10 protein-coding genes are annotated in these 18,081 nt (G+C 66.7%); 9 read left to right on the forward strand and 1 reads right to left on the reverse strand.

Annotated elements, in window-relative coordinates:
* Window positions 1–47: 47 nt before the first annotated feature.
* Window positions 48–4,907, reverse strand: a complete 4,860-nt coding sequence (locus tag GDH07_RS15230; RefSeq protein ID WP_152898068.1) for an NAD-glutamate dehydrogenase — start codon at window positions 4,905–4,907, stop codon at window positions 48–50.
* Window positions 4,908–5,427: 520 nt separating this feature from the next.
* On the opposite strand from GDH07_RS15230, the gene GDH07_RS15235 reads away from it, so the two are divergent.
* The 9 genes from GDH07_RS15235 to GDH07_RS15275 all read left to right on the forward strand — a co-directional run bounded on the left by GDH07_RS15235 (window position 5,428) and on the right by GDH07_RS15275 (window position 17,906).
* On the forward strand, window positions 5,428–5,781 hold the full coding sequence (locus GDH07_RS15235) for a hypothetical protein (RefSeq protein ID WP_053129031.1): 354 nt from the start codon (window positions 5,428–5,430) through the stop codon (window positions 5,779–5,781).
* A gap of 282 nt (window positions 5,782–6,063) precedes the next feature.
* Complete coding sequence (locus GDH07_RS15240) at window positions 6,064–7,023, forward strand: AAA family ATPase (protein ID WP_022644092.1); 960 nt, start codon at window positions 6,064–6,066, stop codon at window positions 7,021–7,023.
* Window positions 7,024–7,028: 5 nt separating this feature from the next.
* Window positions 7,029–7,970 carry a DUF58 domain-containing protein gene (locus GDH07_RS15245; RefSeq protein ID WP_152898069.1) on the forward strand — a complete coding sequence of 314 codons (942 nt, stop codon included), beginning with the start codon at window positions 7,029–7,031 and terminating at the stop codon, window positions 7,968–7,970.
* A complete protein-coding gene (locus GDH07_RS15250; RefSeq protein ID WP_152898070.1) occupies window positions 7,967–8,461 on the forward strand; it encodes a DUF4381 domain-containing protein in 495 nt (164 codons plus the stop codon). Before GDH07_RS15245 ends, GDH07_RS15250 begins: the two co-directional genes overlap by 4 nt.
* Entirely contained in the window at window positions 8,454–9,530 is a 1,077-nt protein-coding gene (locus tag GDH07_RS15255; RefSeq protein ID WP_053129025.1) for a vWA domain-containing protein, read from the forward strand. The genes GDH07_RS15250 and GDH07_RS15255 overlap by 8 nt, the downstream gene beginning before the upstream one ends.
* Window positions 9,527–11,269: a vWA domain-containing protein gene (locus GDH07_RS15260; RefSeq protein ID WP_152898071.1), complete on the forward strand. Its 1,743-nt coding sequence runs from the start codon at window positions 9,527–9,529 to the stop codon at window positions 11,267–11,269. The genes GDH07_RS15255 and GDH07_RS15260 overlap by 4 nt, the downstream gene beginning before the upstream one ends.
* The gene (locus GDH07_RS15265; RefSeq protein ID WP_152898072.1) at window positions 11,266–12,900 is read left to right on the forward strand and encodes a BatD family protein; all 1,635 of its coding nucleotides are present in this window, start codon (window positions 11,266–11,268) and stop codon (window positions 12,898–12,900) included. Before GDH07_RS15260 ends, GDH07_RS15265 begins: the two co-directional genes overlap by 4 nt.
* 87 nt (window positions 12,901–12,987) lie before the next feature.
* Window positions 12,988–14,232 carry an exonuclease SbcCD subunit D C-terminal domain-containing protein gene (locus GDH07_RS15270; RefSeq protein ID WP_152898073.1) on the forward strand — a complete coding sequence of 415 codons (1,245 nt, stop codon included), beginning with the start codon at window positions 12,988–12,990 and terminating at the stop codon, window positions 14,230–14,232.
* Complete coding sequence (locus tag GDH07_RS15275; protein ID WP_152898074.1) at window positions 14,229–17,906, forward strand: AAA family ATPase; 3,678 nt, start codon at window positions 14,229–14,231, stop codon at window positions 17,904–17,906. The genes GDH07_RS15270 and GDH07_RS15275 overlap by 4 nt, the downstream gene beginning before the upstream one ends.
* Window positions 17,907–18,081: the final 175 nt, after the last annotated feature.

Consider the following 18,081-nt stretch of genomic DNA (forward strand, 5'->3'; position numbering starts at 1 on the left):
CCGTATCTTGCGATACGGGGCTTTTGCGTTGCAGCGGGGTCGGTGGCTTACAGGCCCGACTGGCCGCTCATGGCCAGGTCCAGCAGTTCCCGGTTGGCCACTGCGTACATGGCGTAGTCGGTGCCGCTGGCGGCACGGATTTCCACCATCATCGCGCGCCAGCGCTCGACCATGCTCAGGTTCTGCTCAAGCCACAGGGCCACGCGGGCTTCCATGTCTTGCGGCGCATCGGCCATTTGCAGGACCGAGATGGTGATCGCCCGCTGCTGCCAGTCCACGTCGTCGCGGAAGGCTTCGCGTGCCTGGGCCTGCCAGTTGTTGGCCACCGGCAGATCGCTGATCTGCTGCAGATACCACGGCAGGTCCAGGGCACTGCCCACGGCGAAGTAGGCCTTGGCCACATCGGCGGCGTCGTGCCCGGTGACGTCGGCAGCCTCGATGATCGGCAGCAGGGTGTACAGGTGGGTAGTGCCGGCCACCATGCGTGCCAGCAACTCCGGTACGCCAGCCTCGACATAGGCGGTGTAGCGCGACTGCCAGCCTTCACGGGTCGGACCTTCGAGCAGCTCGTCGAGCTTGAGGCCCAGGGCTGCCAGGTGCGGACCGAAATGCGCCACGTCACGGGCGGCATCCTGCTCGTTGCGACGGCTACGCAGGAACCAGCGGGTGGCCCGACGACCCAGGCGCATCAGCTCATCCATCAGCTCCAGCTGCACCTGTGCCGAGACCTGGTGATCCAGGGCCTCGATCTGGCGGAACCAGTGCGGCAGGTGGAAGATGTCGCGCACGATCACATAGGCGCCGGCCACGTTGGCCGGGCTCATGCCGGTGGACTCCTTCAAGCGCTGCACGAAGGTGATGCCCATGTGGTTGACCAGGTCGTTGGCGATCTGGGTGCTGACGATCTCGCGCTTCAGACGGTGACGGCGCATGGCTTCGGCGAACTTGCTGACCAGGGTCGGCGGGAACGCGGTTTCCATGTCACGGGTCAGGTAGTCGTCATCCGGCACCAGGGAGCCCAGCAGCTGCTCCTTGAGGTCGATCTTGCTGTAGGAGATCAGCACCGACAGCTCCGGACGGGTCAGGCCCTTGCCAGCGGCGACGCGCTCGTTGAGCTGCTCTTCGCTGGGCAGGAACTCGATGGCCCGGTCCAGCTTGCCACGGCCTTCCAGGTCGCCCATCAGGCGCTTGTACTCGGCGATCCGCTCGTAGGCGCGACGCGCAGCCAGGGACAGGGCCTGGGTCTGCTTGTAGTTGTTGCCCAGGACCAGGCCCGCCACTTCGTCGGTCATGCTCGCCAGCAGCTGGTTGCGCTGCTTGTCGGTCATGTCGCCGGCCTGCACCACTTCGTTGAGCAGGATCTTGATGTTCACTTCGTGGTCGGAGCAGTCCACGCCACCGGCGTTGTCGATGAAGTCGGTGTTGGAGCCGCCGCCGTTGAGGCCGAACTCGACGCGACCCAGCTGGGTCATGCCCAGGTTGCCGCCCTCGCCCACCACCTTGCAGCGCAGTTCGTTACCGTTGACCCGCAGGGCGTCGTTGGCCTTGTCGCCGACATCGGCGTGGCTTTCGCTGCTGGCCTTGACGTAGGTGCCGATGCCGCCGTTCCACAACAGGTCCACCGGCGCCTTGAGCAAGGCGTTGAGCAGCTCGGTCGGGGTCAGCTTGTCGGCCTGGATGTCGAAGCGTTCCTTCATCTGCGGCGAAATGGCGATGCTCTTCGCGCTACGGGAGAAGATGCCGCCACCCTCGGACATGATGCTGGTGTCGTAGTCGCTCCAGGCCGAGCGCGGCAGGTCGAACAGGCGCTTGCGCTCGACGAAGCTGGTGGCCGGATCCGGATTCGGGTCGACGAAGATGTGCAGGTGGTTGAACGCCGCCACCAGTTGCAGTTTGTCGGACATCAGCAGGCCGTTGCCGAACACGTCGCCGGCCATGTCGCCCACGCCCACCACGCTGATCGGGTCTTCCTGGACATTGATGCCACGCTCGCGGAAGTGGCGCTGCACGCCGACCCAGGCGCCACGGGCGGTGATACCCATCTTCTTGTGGTCGTAGCCGGCCGATCCACCGGAGGCGAAGGCGTCGCCGAGCCAGAAGCCGTAGTCGATGGCGATGCTGTTGGCGATGTCGGAGAAGGTCGCGGTGCCCTTGTCGGCCGCCACCACCAGGTACGGATCATCGTCGTCGTGGCGAACCACGTTGGCCGGCGGCACCACGCCACCGTCCTTGAGGTTGTCGGTGATGTCCAGCAGGCCGGAGATGAAGATGCGGTAGCACGCTACGCCTTCAGCGGCGATCTCGTCACGGCTGCCGCCCAGCGGCAGGCGGCGCGGCAGGAAGCCACCCTTGGCGCCCACCGGCACGATCACCGAGTTCTTCACTTGCTGGGCTTTTACCAGGCCCAGGACTTCGGTACGGAAGTCTTCCTCGCGATCCGACCAGCGCAGGCCGCCGCGAGCGACGTTGCCGAAGCGCAGGTGCACGCCCTCGACCCGTGGCGAGTAGACGAATATCTCGAACTTCGGCACTGGCTTGGGCAGCTCGGGGATCAGCTTCGGATTGAACTTGAAGCTGAAGTACGACTTGTTCTGGCCGTTGGCATCGGGCTGGTAGAAGTTGGTGCGCAGGGTGGCCTTGATCAGGTCCAGGTAGCGCCGCAGGATGCGGTCCTCGTTGAGCACCTGGACGTCGTCCAGGGCGGTGAGGATCGCCTGCTCCAGGCGCTGCTGCTTGTCGTCCAGGTCTTCCTGGGTCAGCTTGCGGGCCAGGTAGAAGCGGGTCTTGAACAACCGGGTCAGCTCGCGGGCGATATCGGTGTGGTTGTTCAGGGTGCTGGCGATGTAGCCCAGGTCGAAACCGAGGCGGATCTGCTTCAGGTAGCGGGCGTAGGCACGCAGCAGCGCCACGTCGCGCCATGGCAGGCCGGCGGTCAGCACCAGGCGGTTGAAGGCGTCGTTCTCGGCGTCGCCGCTGACGATGTGGACGAAAGCGTCCTGCAGCGTGTCGTTGAGCTGCTGGATGTCCAGGTCCAGGCCTTCGGCGGCGGTGAAGGCGAAGTCGTGGATCCAGAACTCGCGGCCATTGTTGTGGCGCAGGCGATACGGGAACTCACCCAGGACCCGCAGGCCGAGGTTTTCCAGGATCGGCAGCACGTCGGACAGCGCCAGCGGGGTATCGGCGTGGTACAGCTTGCAGTGCAGCTCGCGCTGGCCGGTCACCTGGCCCAGTGGCTGGTAGAAGCTCATCACCAGCGGGTTGCTTTCGCTCAGGCTCAGCAGGTGCTGCATGTCCACCACCGCCGAGTGGGCGGCGAAACGCTCGCGGTAGCCGGCCGGGAAACCTTTCGGGAAGTCAGCCAGGACGTTGGTGCCGTGGGCTTCGCCGAAGCTCTCGACCACCAGGCTGGCGTAGTCGTCCTGCCAGCTGCGGCAGGCCTGCACCACTTCGCGCTCCAGCAGCAGCGGATCGATGTCGATGCGCTGCTTCGGGTCGACCCGCAGGATCAGTTGCACGCGGGCAAGGACCGACTCGGAGAAGAAGGTCCAGAACTCGCAGTCGGTGGCCTGCAGGCGTTCCATCAGGACCTGCTGGATCTTCTGCCGCACTTCGGTGGAATAGATGTCGCGCGGCACGTAGGCCAGGCAGTAGCAGAAACGGCCGTACGGGTCCTTGCGCAGGAATACCCGGATCTTGTTGCGTTCCTGGATCTGCACGATGGACATCACGGTGCTGAACAGCTCGTCCACCGGAGTCTGGAACAGATCGTCACGGGGCAGCACTTCCAGGACCTGGGCCAGTTCCTTGCCCAGGTGGGCCTTGGGCTGGAAGCCGGAGCGTTGCTCGATGACCTCGACCTTACGGCGGATGTACGGGATCACCCGCACGCTCTCGCCATACACCGAGGAGGTGTAGAGGCCCATGAAGCGGCATTCCTTGATCACCTTGCCGTCGGCATCGATCTGGCGGATCGACACGAAATCCGGGTAGGCCGGGCGATGCACGCGGCTGGGCAGCGACGCCTTGGCGAACGACAGCGGCGTCGGTTCGCGCAGGTAGTTCACGGCATAGTCTTCGATATGCAAGTCGTCGCCGGTAAGGCCGGCGCGCAGCAGCTTGGCCAGGCCCAGGAAGGAGTTCGGGTCATACTCGATATGCCCGCCGTCCTGGTCGGTGCCGACCACGAATTCCTCGTAGCCCAGGAAGGTGAAGTGGTTGTCCACCAGCCACTCGAGGAAGCTCTTGATCTCGGACTTCTCGTCGGCAGCGATGGCGAACTGGCTGTTGTCGATGCTCTGGATCAGCTCCTGGACCTTGGCCTTCATCGGCTCGAAGTCGGCTACGGCGACACGCACCTCGCCCAGCACCTGCTCCAGCTCCTTGCCCAGCACGCTCAGTTCGGCGGCATTGGCGCAGCGGTCGATCTCCAGGTACATCAGCGACTCTTTCTGCACGCCTTCGCCCTGGGTGCCCTTGGGCAGGATTTCCAGCAGCTCGCCCTTGCTGCCGCGACGCACGCTGAGTACCGCGGTCTGCAGGGTGTGGATGCTGTAGCCGCGACGGTTGAGCTCGGTACGGACCGAGTCCACCAGGAATGGCAGGTCATGGTGCAGGACTTCCACCGCGGTGTGGGTCGACTGCCAGCCATGACGTTCGTAATCGGGGTTGTAGACGCGCACTTGCGGTTGCGCGTGATCGAAGCGCTCAAGCAGGCGCCAGGCAGAGAGGGTGCAGCCCGCCAGGTCGGACATGCGACGCTGGGTGAGTTCGTCCAGGGAAATGATGCCGAAGAATTGTTCAGCGAACAGCGCCACTTGTGGCAGTGCCTGTTCACTGATGTGCTGCGCCAGTGCCGCTTGCAGTTGGTGCTGGAAGTCGGCCTTGCTGGCTGCGGTGAAGAACGCCATCTGTGGTACTCCGCTTGGGCTTGTTATTGATGGTAGCGTCGTGTTCGGCCCCGCTGGGGGGCGCCGGCGCATCCTGTTCCTGAATCTCGGGCAGAGGTTGCAGGATGCCTGGTGAATGAAGCTGGACGAGACGCGCAGGTCACATTCACACCTTCCCGGGATGGGCATCGGCCAGGGCGAACGGGGCAATGCCCTGGCAGGTGATCATCACAAAACAGACGCAACCTATTGCACTTGAGAACAAATTGTCCGCTGCGCAGCTTAACGAGTGCGATGCGACAGCTGCTTGCGATGCTGCGACATATTCGGTCAAAGGCACGCAACCGGGCAGTCACGCCCAGAACAACACTAGCAGCAGCTGGCGGAAAACCCGGGGTTTTCCATGCACGGACCGGACTTGCGTGCGCAAAATGACTTATCCGCGCCAGGCGTTCACAACTGCCGTACTGACAGACAACCCAGCAGAAATTCCCCCGGGCTGGCAGAATCCTCTCTTTTGCCCTGCCCCAGGAATGTGCCCATGCAGATGACCACCGCCCACCTGATCGCCAACCCTTGCGACGACGAAGAAGACAACATGGCCATGCTCTGCTGCCACAGCACCCAGGGCGAGATGTTCCTGATGAGCCGTTACCCGGACGAGGACGAGTTGGAGATCACCCTCGACGGCGAGCCTTCGACCCTGGACGGGGTCAAGGTGACCCTCAGCCCCACCACCTTGCTGATCGAGATCGCCGCGACCGACGCCGATGCCCTCAACGGCTCGGACCACCTGCAAATCCACCACGCAACCAGCGCCGCCGACCTGGCCGAAGTGGAACTGACCCTCAAGAACATCCTCAAGGGTACGGGCACCTACATCAGCCAGCTCTGATCCCCACCCCGGACAGCGGCCGGGCGCAGCCTCGCAAGCTCGACAGCGGCTACAGGGCCACGCCCAACCTCGGGTAGCCCGGGGCTTCATGTAGCCGTTGCGCATGCCCGCCTGGCGGGCACCAGGCTCCCGTCGTGCCAGCCGCCTTGGGAAAAAGCCGGGATTTTTTCGAAATCACTCTTTCCCCGTTAGTCGGCGGGGCCCGCTATGGATTAAAGTATCGCCCCCAGCCCTGGCGTTCTCGCACCGCCCGGGGCGCACCCTCTCCAGGAACAGTCACCGATGGAACATCGTGAAGCGCTATTGGCGCTGCGAACCTTTCTTTCAACGCAGATCCTTGGCCAGGACAAACTCATCGAGCGCTTGCTCATCGCCCTGCTCGCCGACGGCCACATGCTGGTCGAGGGCGCTCCGGGGCTGGCCAAGACCAAGGCCATCAAGGAGTTGGCCGACGGCGTCGAAGCACAGTTCCATCGGATCCAGTTCACCCCCGACTTGCTGCCAGCCGACATCACCGGCACCGAGATCTATCGCCCGGAAACCGGCAGCTTCGTGTTTCAGCAAGGCCCGATCTTCCACAACCTGGTGCTGGCGGACGAAATCAACCGTGCCCCGGCCAAGGTCCAGTCGGCGCTGCTGGAGGCCATGGCCGAGCGTCAGGTCAGCGTTGGACGCAGCACCTATGAACTGTCGCCGCTGTTCCTGGTGATGGCGACCCAGAACCCCATCGAGCAGGAAGGCACCTACCCACTGCCCGAAGCCCAGCTCGACCGCTTCCTGATGCACGTCAAGATCGGCTTCCCGGATGCAGCGGTAGAGCGCCGGATCCTCCAGCAGGCCCGGGGCGAGGCCTTGAACGGCGAGACCCTGCCCGAGCGCCGGGTCAGCCAGCAGGCGATCTTCGCCGCCCGCAAGGAAATCCTCGGCCTGTACATGGCCGACGCGGTGGAGGAATACCTGGTGCAGCTGGTGATGGCCACCCGCACCCCGGGCAAGTTCGACCCGGAGCTGGCCGAGTGGATCGCCTACGGCGCCAGCCCCCGCGGCTCCATCGCCCTGGACCGCTGCGCCCGGGCCCACGCCTGGCTCGCCGGACGCGACTTCGTCAGCCCCGAGGACATCCAGGCGGTGCTGTTCGACGTGCTGCGCCATCGCATCATCCTGTCCTTCGAAGCAGAAGCGGCAGGCATCGACCAGGACCGTGTGGTACAGCGCATCCTCGACGTCGTTGCCGTCGCCTGACCTCCATGACCCACGCCAGCGCCGAACCCGGCATCCGTATCACCCTCGGTGAATTGATCGAGATGCGCCACCGCGTGCGCGAGGTGCAGCTGTTCTCCACGCCCAGCCAGCGCAGCCCGCTGGTGGGGCTGCACCATTCCAAGCTGCGCGGGCGCGGGGTGGACTTCGACCAGGTACGGGTCTACCAGGCCGGCGACGACGTGCGCACCATCGACTGGCGCGTCACCGCGCGGACCCAGGAACCCCACACCAAGTTGTTCCACGAAGAGCGCGAGCGGCCGATCTTCATCATGGTCGAGCAGAGCCGCCAGCTGTTCTTCGGCTCCGGGCTGATGTTCAAGTCGGTGCTCGCCGCCCAGGCCGCGAGCCTGATCGGCTGGGCCGCCCTGGGCCACAACGACCGGGTCGGTGGCCTGGTCTTTGGCGACGACGAGCACTACGAGATCAAGCCCCGGCGCAGTAAGCAGAGCCTGCTGCAACTGCTCAACCGCCTGGTGCGGGTCAACCAGTCGCTGCACGCCGACGCCCAGCCCCAGCGCGACGCCCTGGGCACCGCGCTGCTGCGCGGCCGCGAAGTGCTACGCCCCGGCAGCCTGGTGATCGTGATCTGCGACGAGCGAGCCCTGAGCGATGCCGCCGAGCAACAACTGAGCCTGCTGTCGCGTCATTGCGACCTGCTGCTGATGCCGCTGTCCGACCCCCTGGACCATGCCCTGCCCGCCGCCGGCCTGATGCGTTTCGCCGAGCGCGGTGCACAGCTGGAACTCGATACCCTGAACTATGAACTGCGCCAGGCCTACCGCGCCCAGAGCGAGGCACGCATCGCCCGCTGGGAGCGCCTGGCGCAGAAGCTGCGGGTCCTGCTGATGCCCCTGAGCACCCAGAGCGAGATGGTCGAGCAGCTGCGCGAGTACCTCAACCCGCAGCGTCCGGGAGCCGGCCGATGAGCAGCCTGGAACAACTGCAACCCCTGCTGCAGCCACCACCGGTGGGCCTGTGGCCGCCGGCGCCGGGCTGGTGGCTGCTGGCCGTGCTGCTGCCGGCCCTGGCCTTCGCCCTCTGGCACTGGCGCCACCTGTGGCCACGCAAGAAGGCCCCGAGCCGCGCCGAACAGCCCCTGGACCCGGTGCGCCTGGCCGCCCTGGCGGAACTGGCACTGCTGCCCAAACCCTACGACGGCGCCCCGGCCGGGGCCTGGCTGCAAGCGCTCAACGGGCTGCTCAAGCGCCTGTGCCGCAACCACTACCCCAACAGCCAGAGCCATACCCTCAATGGCCGCAAATGGCTGGCGTTCCTCGACAACCGCTGCCCGGCCGCCGGCCTGACCCGCTGGATGGTGCTGGTGGAAGGCGCCTACAAGCCCGAGTGCAAGCTCGACGACAAAGCCATCGCCGGCCTGACCCAGGCGGTGGACACCTGGATTCGCAAGCATGTTTGAGTTCGCCTGGCCATGGATCTTCGCCCTGTTGCCGCTGCCCTGGCTGCTGCGCCTGGTGCTGCCGGTGGCCGACAGCGGCGAGCCGGCGCTCAAGGTCAGCTTCCTCGGCGACCTGGAGGGCCTGGCCCGGCGCCGCGCCCGGGCCAACCTGCCGGCCTGGCGCCAGCAGGCGCGCTTCATCCTGCTCTGGGTGCTGCTCCTGCTGGCGGCGGCCCGTCCGCAATGGCTGGGCGAACCACTGCCGGTGGCGGCCAGCGGTCGCGACCTGCTGGTGGCGGTGGACGTCTCCGGCTCCATGGACTTCCCCGACATGCAGTGGCAGGACGAGGACGTCAGCCGGCTGGGCCTGGTCAAGCACCTCCTGGGCGATTTTCTCGAACACCGCGAGGGCGACCGGGTGGGCCTGATCCTGTTCGGCAGCAAGGCCTACCTGCAGGCACCCCTGACCTTCGACCGGCACACCGTGCGGGTCTGGCTGGATGAGGCGAAGATCGGCATCGCCGGCAAGAACACCGCCATCGGCGACGCCATTGGCCTGGCCCTGAAGCGCCTGCGCCAGCGCCCGGCCCAGAGCCGGGTGCTGATCCTGGTCACCGATGGCGCCAACAATGGCGGCGAGATCGCCCCCATCACCGCGGCGCGCCTGGCGGCCGAGGAAGGCGTGAAGATCTACCCGATCGGCATCGGCGCCGACCCGGACCAGAGCGCCACCCTGGGCATCCTCGGCATCAATCCGAGCCTGGACCTGGACGAGCCGGCGCTCAAGGAGCTGGCCGAGGTCACCGGCGGGCGCTATTTCCGCGCCCGCGACGGCCAGGAACTGGCGGCCATCAAGGACACCCTCGACCAGCTGGAGCCGGTGGCCCAGCAACCGACCCAGGCCCGTCCGGCCCAGGCCCTGTACCACTGGCCCCTGGCCGCGGCGCTGCTGCTCAGCGTGTTGCTGGTGTTGCGCGAACGCTGGCCGCACAACCCCCTGCAACGCTTCCTCACCAAGGAGCATTTCCTGCAACCCTTGCCTCACTGGCGGCAACGCCTCAAGCGCCTGCGTCTGCGGAGGCGTCGATGATCGGACTCTGGCCCCATTGGTTCCGGCCCTGGTGGTTGCTGGTATTGCCACTGCTGGCCCTGCTGCTGTGGAAGCTCTGGCACCGGCAGAAACGCGCCGGCCGCTGGCAGATGATCCTGCCACCGGCCTTCCACGCCGCCCTGCTCAGCGGCGGCAACGGCCGCGAGAGCAAGCTGCCATGGGTCGCCCTGGGCCTGGCCTGGCTGCTGGCGGTACTGGCGCTGCTGGGGCCCAGCTGGCAGCGGGTCGAGCAGACCAGCCAGAAACCCGCCGACCCGCTGGTGGTGCTGCTGGAACTGACGCCACAGATGCTCGCCGGCGATGTGCCGTCCAACCGCCTGGACCAGGCCCGGCACAAGCTGCTGGACCTGTTGGCCCTGCGCAGCGACGCCCAGACCGCCATCGTGGTCTATGCCGGCAGCGCCCACACCCTGGTGCCGCTGTCCGATGACCTGGCCACCAGCCGCAACCTGCTCGATGCCCTCAAGCCATCGATCATGCCCGAGGCTGGCCAGCGCGCCGACCTGGCCCTGCGCAAGGCCCTCAAGCTGCTGGACCAGGGCGCCCTCGGCCAGGGGCGGGTGCTGCTGCTGGCCTCGTCCCTCAGCGAACAGGAGCGCCAGGGCATTCGCCAGGCCCTGGACGGCGATGCCCCGCAACTGTTGATGCTCGGCATCGGCAGCCGCGATGGCGCCCCGGTGCCGCTGGAAGACGGCAGCTACCTCAAGGACGACCAGGGCGCGATCCTGGTCTCGCGCCTGGACAGCCCCGGGCTCAAGCAATTCATCGGCGAAGTCGGTGGACGCTATCGCCAGGCCCGCCTGGACGACAACGACCTGCGCGGCCTGGGCTTGCTGGGCGGTCCCCGGGGCGTGCGCGACGACGGCCAGACCCTGCGCCTGGACACCTGGGCCGACCAGGGCTACTGGCTGCTGTTGCCACTGTTGCTGCTGGCCGCCTGCGCCGGGCGCCGGGGCTGGTTGTTCTGCCTGCCGCTGTTGTGCCTGGGCCTGCCCCAACCCAGCTACGCCCTGGACTTCAACGACCTGTGGCTGCGTCCGGACCAGCAAGGTGAGCGCCTGCTGCAGCAACAGCGCCCGGCCGAGGCTGCGCGGCATTTCCAGGACCGCCAATGGCAGGGCGTGGCCTTGTACGAGGCCGGCAACTACAATGCCGCCGCCGAGCGCTTCGCCGAAGGCAACGACGCCCGCGCCCATTACAATCGTGGCAATGCCCTGGCCCATGGCGGCGAGCTGGAAGCGGCCATCGACGCCTATGAGCAAGCCCTGGAACTGCAACCCGAGCTGCTACCGGCGCAGCAGAACCTGGCCCTGGTCCAGCAGCTGCTGCAACAGCGGCGGGCAGCGGAGCCCCTGCCAGAGGTGAAACCGCAGAACCCGGATGCCGAGGACAATGCCCGGCCCGAATCCGGCAGCACCGCCAGCACGCCAGTACCGGGCAGCGAGACGCCACCGGCGTCCGCCAGCAACCCACCAGGTCCTGGAGACGCGACCCAGGCCGACCCGCAAGTGCCCGGCCACAGCGAAGTGCCCGGCAGCGAGCTGGACGATGCCCACACCACCACTCCATTGCGCCCGGTGGACGACAGCCTGGACGCTGAGCACCAACAGGCACTGGAGCAATGGTTGCGCAAGATCCCGGACGACCCGGGAGAGCTGCTCAGGCGTAAATTCTGGTACGAACAGCAAACCCATCAGGATCAGGGAAAAACTCGATGACCCGCTGCACCGCCCTTCTGCTTGCCCTCGCCTGCTGGACCGCGCAGTCCCAGGCTGCCGGGCTGCTCGCCAGCCTGGACCGTAGCCAGGTGAACGCCGGGGAGACCGTCGAGCTGACCCTGGAGTCCACCGACGTCACCCAGTTCGGCAAGCCGGACCTCGCGCCCCTGCAAGCGCAGTTCGAAGTCCGCGGCACGCGCCAGGTCAACCAGCTCAACAGCCTGGGCGACAGTCACGCCAGCACCCGCTGGATCGTGACCCTGCTGCCGCGCCACACAGGCACCCTGGCCATCGAGCCTGTGCAACTGGGCGAGCTGCGCAGCCAGGCCCTGAGCCTGCAGGTCAACGCCAGCCCCGAGCAGGACCAGCAGGCGCACCTGGAGCCGGTGTTCATCGATGCCGAGCTGGACCAGCCCAAGGTCTATGTCCAGGCCCAGGCCCTGCTGACCCTGCACGTCTATCACTCGGTGCCGCTGTTCGACGACAGCAGCCTCAGCCCATTGCAACTGAGCGATGCCCGGGTCGAGCAACTGGGAGAAGCGCGCACCTACGAGAAGCTGATCAACGGCGTACGCCACGGCGTGATCGAGATGCGCTATGCGATCTATCCCCAGCACAGCGGCGTCTTGCAGATCCCGGCGCTGACCTTCAGCGCCACCCTGGCCAACCCCGGCACCAGCCAGGACGCCACGCCCCAGGCTGCCCGGCCCGGCAAGCTGATCCACGTCAGCTCGGCCGAGATGGAACTGCCGGTGATGGCCAAGCCTGCGGCCTATCCCGCCGACGTCCCCTGGCTGCCGGCGCGCAGCCTGAGCCTGGGTGAAAGCTGGAGCCCCGAGCCCGAACATCCCCAGGTCGGCGACTCCCTGACCCGCAGCCTGACCCTGCGCGCCGAAGGCCTGTCCAGCGCCCAACTGCCGCCCCTGCCCATGGCCGAGATCAACGGCCTGCGCAGCTACCCGGACCAGCCGCAGCTGAGCAACCAGCAGGTCGAGCAAGGCGTGCTGGGTATCCGCGAAGAGCGCCAGGCCCTGGTGCCGACCCGCACCGGCAACGTCGAGCTGCCAGCCCTGGAAGTCACCTGGTGGAACACCCAGGCCGATCGCCTGGAAACCAGCAGCCTGCCGGCTCGTACCCTGCAGGTGGCGGACAACCCGAGCCTGGTGGTGGACGCCCCGGCCAGTACCGCCCAGGTCGGCCCGGCCAGCGACAGCCTGTGGTTGTGGCAACTGAGCACCCTGCTGCTGGCCTGCACCACACTCTTGGGCTTCGGCTTGTGGTGGCGTGCCCGTTCACAGCCGGCGGTGGCCCGGGTGGTCCAGAGCGGCCCCAGCCCGCGCTCGCTGCTGGACGACCTCAAGCGCGCCTGCCAGGCCAACGATCCCCAGGCCACCCGCCAGGCCCTGGACGCCTGGGCCCGCCAGCAGCCCGAGACCCTGGCCGAGATGGCGGCACGCTTCGTCCCGCTGTCCGATGCCCTGGACGGCCTCAACGGCGCCCTCTACAGCGAGAGCGGCCAGTACTGGCAAGGCGAGGAACTGTGGCGGGCGATCCGTGCCATTCCCACCGCCGAGCGGGTCCAGGCGCCCCAGGCCGATACCATCAGCCTGCCGCCGCTCTATCCCAAATAAATGCAGCTGCATGGCCCAAGCGACAAGAACCGCTTGAGCCTGCAGCTTGCCACTTGCAGCTGGTAGCTGCTTTTCCTGGAGTTTGCCTTGCGTCTGTTTCACACCTCCGACTGGCACCTGGGCCAGAACCTCCATGGCCAGGAGCGCGACTTCGAACACGCCTGCTTCCTCGAGTGGCTGTTGCGCCAGCTCAAGCACGAGCAGCCGGACGCGCTGCTGATCGCCGGCGATATCTTCGACACCGTCAACCCACCGGTCAAAGCCCAGGAACGGCTGTACGACTTCATCGTCAGCGCCCACGAGCAGCAACCGGGCCTGAGCATCGTGATGATCGCCGGCAACCACGACTCCGGCTCGCGCATCGAACTGCCAGCGCCATTGATGCGGCGCCTGCGCGCCCATGCCCTGGGCCGGGTGCTGTGGCTCGATGACGGCCAGCTGGATGCCGGGCGCCTGCTGCTGCCGCTGACCGATGCCAGCGGCAAGGTCGCGGCCTGGTGCTTGGCCCTGCCCTTCCTGCGGCCAGCGGAAGTCACCGGCCGCCATTTGGGCGAGGACTACCTCAAGGGCATCGCCCAGGTCCATGAATGGCTGATCGCCGCGGCCGAGGAACGCCGCCAGCCAGGCCAGGCGCTGATTGCCGTGAGCCACGCACACATAGCCGGCGGCGCGGTTTCCGAGGACTCCGAACGCAGCCTGGTGATCGGCAACGCCGAGGCCCTGCCGGCCAGCCTGTTCGGCCCGCAGATCAGCTACGTGGCCCTGGGGCACCTGCACAAGCCGCAGAAGGTCAACGGCGAGGAACGCATCCGCTACAGCGGCTCGCCGATCCCGCTGTCGTTCTCCGAGATCGACTACAAGCACCAGATCCTCGACATTCGCCTGGACGGTGAGCAGTTGCTCAGCGTCGAACCGCGGCTGATCCCGCGGGCCGTCAACCTGCAACGCCTGGGCCCGGCACCGCTGGGCGAGATCCTGGCCCAGCTCGGCGCCCTGCCGGACATCGACCTGCTGGCCGAGGAGCAGCGCCAGCCCTGGCTGGAAGTGCGCATACGCCTGGACGAACCGCAGCCGGACCTGCGCCAACAGGTGGAGAACGCCTTGCAAGGCAAGGCCGTGCGCCTGGTGCGGATCGCTGCCGAATACGCCGGTAGCGCCAGTGGCGACGGCGAGGACGGCATGGCCGGGCTGATCGAACTGGATCAACTGAACCCCGAAGAACTGTTCCGCCGGGCCTGGCGCGATGCCTACGCCAATGAAGCGGATGAACAGACCCTCAAGGATTTCGCCCTGCTGTTGCAGGACGTCCAGCACGAAGGTGAGCAGCCATGAAGATCCTGGCCATCCGCCTGAAGAACCTGACCTCCCTGGCCGGCCCGTTCGAGATCGATTTCAGCGCCGAACCCCTGGCCAGCGCCGGCCTGTTCGCCATCACCGGCCCCACCGGCGCCGGCAAGAGCACCCTGCTCGACGCCTTGTGCCTGGCGCTGTTCGGCGCCGTGCCTCGGCTGAACAATATCGCCAAGGAAAACAAGGTTCCTGAAATCGACAGCGATATCTCCACCGGCGACCCACGCACCCTGCTGCGCCGTGGCACCGGCAGCGGGTTCGCCGAAGTGGATTTTTTCGGCATTGACGGGCACCGCTACCGCGCCCGCTGGGAAACCAACCGCGCCCGCGACAAGGCCACGGGCAAGCTGCAAGCCAGCCGCCAGAGCCTCACCGATCTGGACAACAATCAATTGCTGGCCAGTAGCAAGCGCGATTACGAACAACTGATCGAATCCAAGCTGGGGCTCAACTTCGCCCAATTCACCCGGGCTGTGATGCTGGCCCAGAGCGAGTTCAGCGCCTTCCTCAAGGCCGACGACAAAGAGCGCAGCGAACTGCTGGAAAAGCTCACCAACACGGCAATCTACAGCCAGCTGGGCAAGCGCGCCTTCAGTAAGGCCAAGGAAGCCGACGAAGCGCACAAGGCCCTCACCGCCCAGGCCAGCGGCGTTGCCCCGCTGCCAGCCGAGGAACGTGCCGAGCTGGACCAGCAGTTGGGTGCCGCCCGTGACCAGCTCAAGGCCCGGCAACTGCAACTCAAGCAGCTGGAGGCCCAGCACGGCTGGCTCAAGGAATTGCGCCAGTGGCAAGAGGCCCGGCACAGTGCCGCCGAGCAGTTGCAGGAAGCCGAGGCAGAGGCGCAGGTCCTGGCCCCCGAACGCCTGCGCCTGGAGCGCCTGGAGCAGTTGGCGCCGCAGCGCCATCAGTTCCTGCGCCAGGTCGAACTGAGCGCGACCCTCGAACCCCTGCGGCAACAGATCGAACAACAGCAGGCACGACACACGCAGCTGCAACAGCAGCAGGCAACGTACCAGCAACAGGTCCAGGACAGTAGCGCCAGCCTGGCCCAGGCCCAGGAGCAATCCAGCGCAAAGGCGCCGCTGCTGCGTGAAGCCTTTGCCGAACAAGGCAACCTGCAACGCCTGGAGCAGGAGCTGGCCCAGGCCACCCAGGCCCGGGAGCGCGCCGAGCAGGCCAACACCCAGGGCCAGCAGGACATCCAGCACTTGCAGGAACAGCAACGTCTGGTGGCCGAGCGCCTGGAACGGATCGCCGGGCAACTGCAGCACAGCGCCACCCTCGCGCCTCTGAGCGAAGCCTGGGATGCCTATCGCGGGCGCTTGCAACAGCTGGTGCAGATCGGTAATCGCCTGAACCAGGGCCAGGCGGAACTGCCGGGCCTTGAGCAGCGCGCCGAAACATCCGCCCGCCAATTGGGCGAGCAGCGCTCGCAGTTGGAGCTGCTGTACCGCGAAGCCGGCGCCGAACCCCAGGCCGTGGCGGAGCAGATCCAATTGCTGGGCACCCTGCTCCAGGACAACCGCAGGCAGCAGCGCTCGTTCGAGGACCTGGCCCGGCTCTGGGCCCAGCAGCAAGAGCTGGAGCAACGCATCCAGGCCCTGCAGGACAAGCAACAAACGGCGGCCATCGAGCGCGATGCGTTGACCAAGGCCGGTATCCAGGCCAAGGCCGACCTGACGGTAGCCGAGCAGGCCCTGAGCGTGACCCAGGCCCTGCTGGAGCGCCAGCGCCTGGCCCGCAGCGCCAGCGTGGAAGAGTTGCGCGCGCAATTGCAGGACGACCAACCATGTCCGGTATGCGGCAGTGTCGAGCACCCGTATCACCAACCCGAGGCTCTGTTGCAGAGCCTTGGGCGCCATGACGAAAACGAAGAAGCCGCCGCCCGGAAAGTCGTGGATGGGCTCAAGGAGCAACTGGCGGAACTGCGTGCCCAGGTCCAGGGCCTGATCGCCCAGCAGAAAGACCTGCTACAGCAACAGGAACAACTGGCCACCCAACAAGAGACCCTGGCTCCGAGCCTGCAAGCCCATCCCCTGGGCGCCCAGCTGCTGGACCAGGACCCGCCCCAGCGCGATGCCTGGTTGCAACGGCAGTTGGAGCAGTTGCAACAGAGCATCGGCCAGGACGAGCAGCGCCAGGACGCCCTGTTGACCCTGCAAAAGGATGCCGCACGCCTGCAAGGCCAGTTGCAGGCCGCCGTCGATGCCAGCCAGCAGGCCGCCCAGCAGTTGGAGAAGCAGCGCGAGCAGCTGGACGCCGATCGCCAGCGCCTGGACGAAGAGCTCGGCGGCTTCAGCCAGTGGCTGCCCGGCGAGCTGCTCGACGGCTTGCGCCGTGACCCGGCGGCGAGCTTCATGCAGTTGGACCAGCAAGTGCTGCAACGCATCGAGCAACTGCGCGAACAGCAGGATGAAACCCAAGAACAGCAGCAGCGCCAGCTGGCCCTGGACAAGGAACAAGACCGCCAGCAGACCCGCCAGCAGCAATTGCACGACGCCCGGCAGCAGGCCGAGGCCCTGCACCAGCAGCAACAGGCGTGTCAGCAGCGGTTGGCCGAGTTGCTGGGAACCCACGACAGCGCCGAGCACTGGCAGCAGCAGCTGGAACAGGGCGTCGAGCAGGCCCGCATGGCCCAGGCCACGGCCCAGCAGCAAGCGCAGGAACTGCAACAGCAGCTGATCCAGCTGGCCGCCGAGCTCAAGGCCGGCCAGGAGCGCTGCCAGGCCCTGGAAGCCGAGCAGCAGCAACTGGCCGCCAGCATCGAGCAGTGGCGCGCCCAGCACCCGCAACTCGACGACGCCGGGCTGCAAGGGCTGCTGGAACTGGACGACAGCCAGGTCCGCCAACTGCGCGAGCGCCTGCAGGCCAACGACAAGGCCATCGAGCAGGCCCGGGTACTGCTCGAGGAGCGCCAGCAGCGCCTGGAGCAGCACCAGGCCCAGCACAACGGCAACCTGGAAGCCGAGGAGCTGGCCCAAGCCCTGGAAACCACTTCGCAACAAGCGCTGGCCGACGAACAGCAAGTGGCCGAGCTACGCGCCCGGCAGAGCGAAGACCAACGCCGCCAGGAGGCCAACCAGGCCCTGGCCCAGGGCATCGCCCAGGCGTACGAGCAATGGCAGCGCTGGGCCCGGCTCAGCGCCTTGATCGGCTCGGCCGAGGGCGACAAGTTCCGCAAGATCGCCCAGGCCTACAACCTCGACCTGCTGGTGCACCACGCCAACGCACAACTGCGCCAGCTGGTGCGGCGTTATCGCCTCAAGCGCGGCGGCAGCATGCTCGGCCTGCTGGTGCTGGACACCGAGATGGGCGACGAACTGCGCTCGGTGCATTCGCTGTCCGGCGGCGAGACCTTCCTGGTGTCCCTGGCGCTGGCCCTGGGGTTGGCGTCCATGGCCTCCAGCACCTTGAAGATCGAATCGCTGTTCATCGACGAAGGCTTCGGCAGCCTCGACCCCGAATCGCTGCAACTGGCCATGGACGCCCTCGACGGCCTCCAGGCCCAGGGCCGCAAGGTCGGGGTGATCTCCCACGTGCAGGAGATGCACGAGCGCATCGCGGTGCAGATCCAGGTCAGCCGCCAGGGCAATGGACTAGGGTCTGTTGCCGTTTCGCCGCAAGCCGCGTTGCCGCGACAAATGGCGCCAGGCTAGGCGTGGGACGCAGGCAATGGTTGTTCCCTTGCCAAGTCCCGCAACGACGCATGGCGCCATTTGCCGCGCAACCCGAAGGGACGGGCCAGTTTTAGCGCGGTACGTCGTTACTCGAACGCTCATTTGGACGGCCAAACCTCGCGTCTCGTGCCTAGCCCCGCGCTAAAACTGGCTC

The organism is Pseudomonas piscis, assembly GCF_009380155.1.
In the GTDB taxonomy this organism is placed as follows: Bacteria; Pseudomonadota; Gammaproteobacteria; order Pseudomonadales; family Pseudomonadaceae; genus Aquipseudomonas; species Aquipseudomonas piscis.

Bases quoted from the DNA above. Each gene is read 5' to 3' on its own strand.
- GDH07_RS15260 (WP_152898071.1), top strand. From the start codon at position 9,527: ATGATCGGACTCTGGCCCCATTGGTTCCGGCCCTGGTGGTTGCTGGTA.
- GDH07_RS15255 (WP_053129025.1), top strand. From the start codon at position 8,454: ATGTTTGAGTTCGCCTGGCCATGGATCTTCGCCCTGTTGCCGCTGCCC.
- GDH07_RS15240 (WP_022644092.1), top strand. From the start codon at position 6,064: ATGGAACATCGTGAAGCGCTATTGGCGCTGCGAACCTTTCTTTCAACG.
- GDH07_RS15250 (WP_152898070.1), top strand. From the start codon at position 7,967: ATGAGCAGCCTGGAACAACTGCAACCCCTGCTGCAGCCACCACCGGTG.
- GDH07_RS15275 (WP_152898074.1), top strand. From the start codon at position 14,229: ATGAAGATCCTGGCCATCCGCCTGAAGAACCTGACCTCCCTGGCCGGC.
- GDH07_RS15245 (WP_152898069.1), top strand. From the start codon at position 7,029: ATGACCCACGCCAGCGCCGAACCCGGCATCCGTATCACCCTCGGTGAA.
- GDH07_RS15265 (WP_152898072.1), top strand. From the start codon at position 11,266: ATGACCCGCTGCACCGCCCTTCTGCTTGCCCTCGCCTGCTGGACCGCG.
- GDH07_RS15235 (WP_053129031.1), top strand. From the start codon at position 5,428: ATGCAGATGACCACCGCCCACCTGATCGCCAACCCTTGCGACGACGAA.
- GDH07_RS15230 (WP_152898068.1), bottom strand. From the start codon at position 4,907: ATGGCGTTCTTCACCGCAGCCAGCAAGGCCGACTTCCAGCACCAACTG.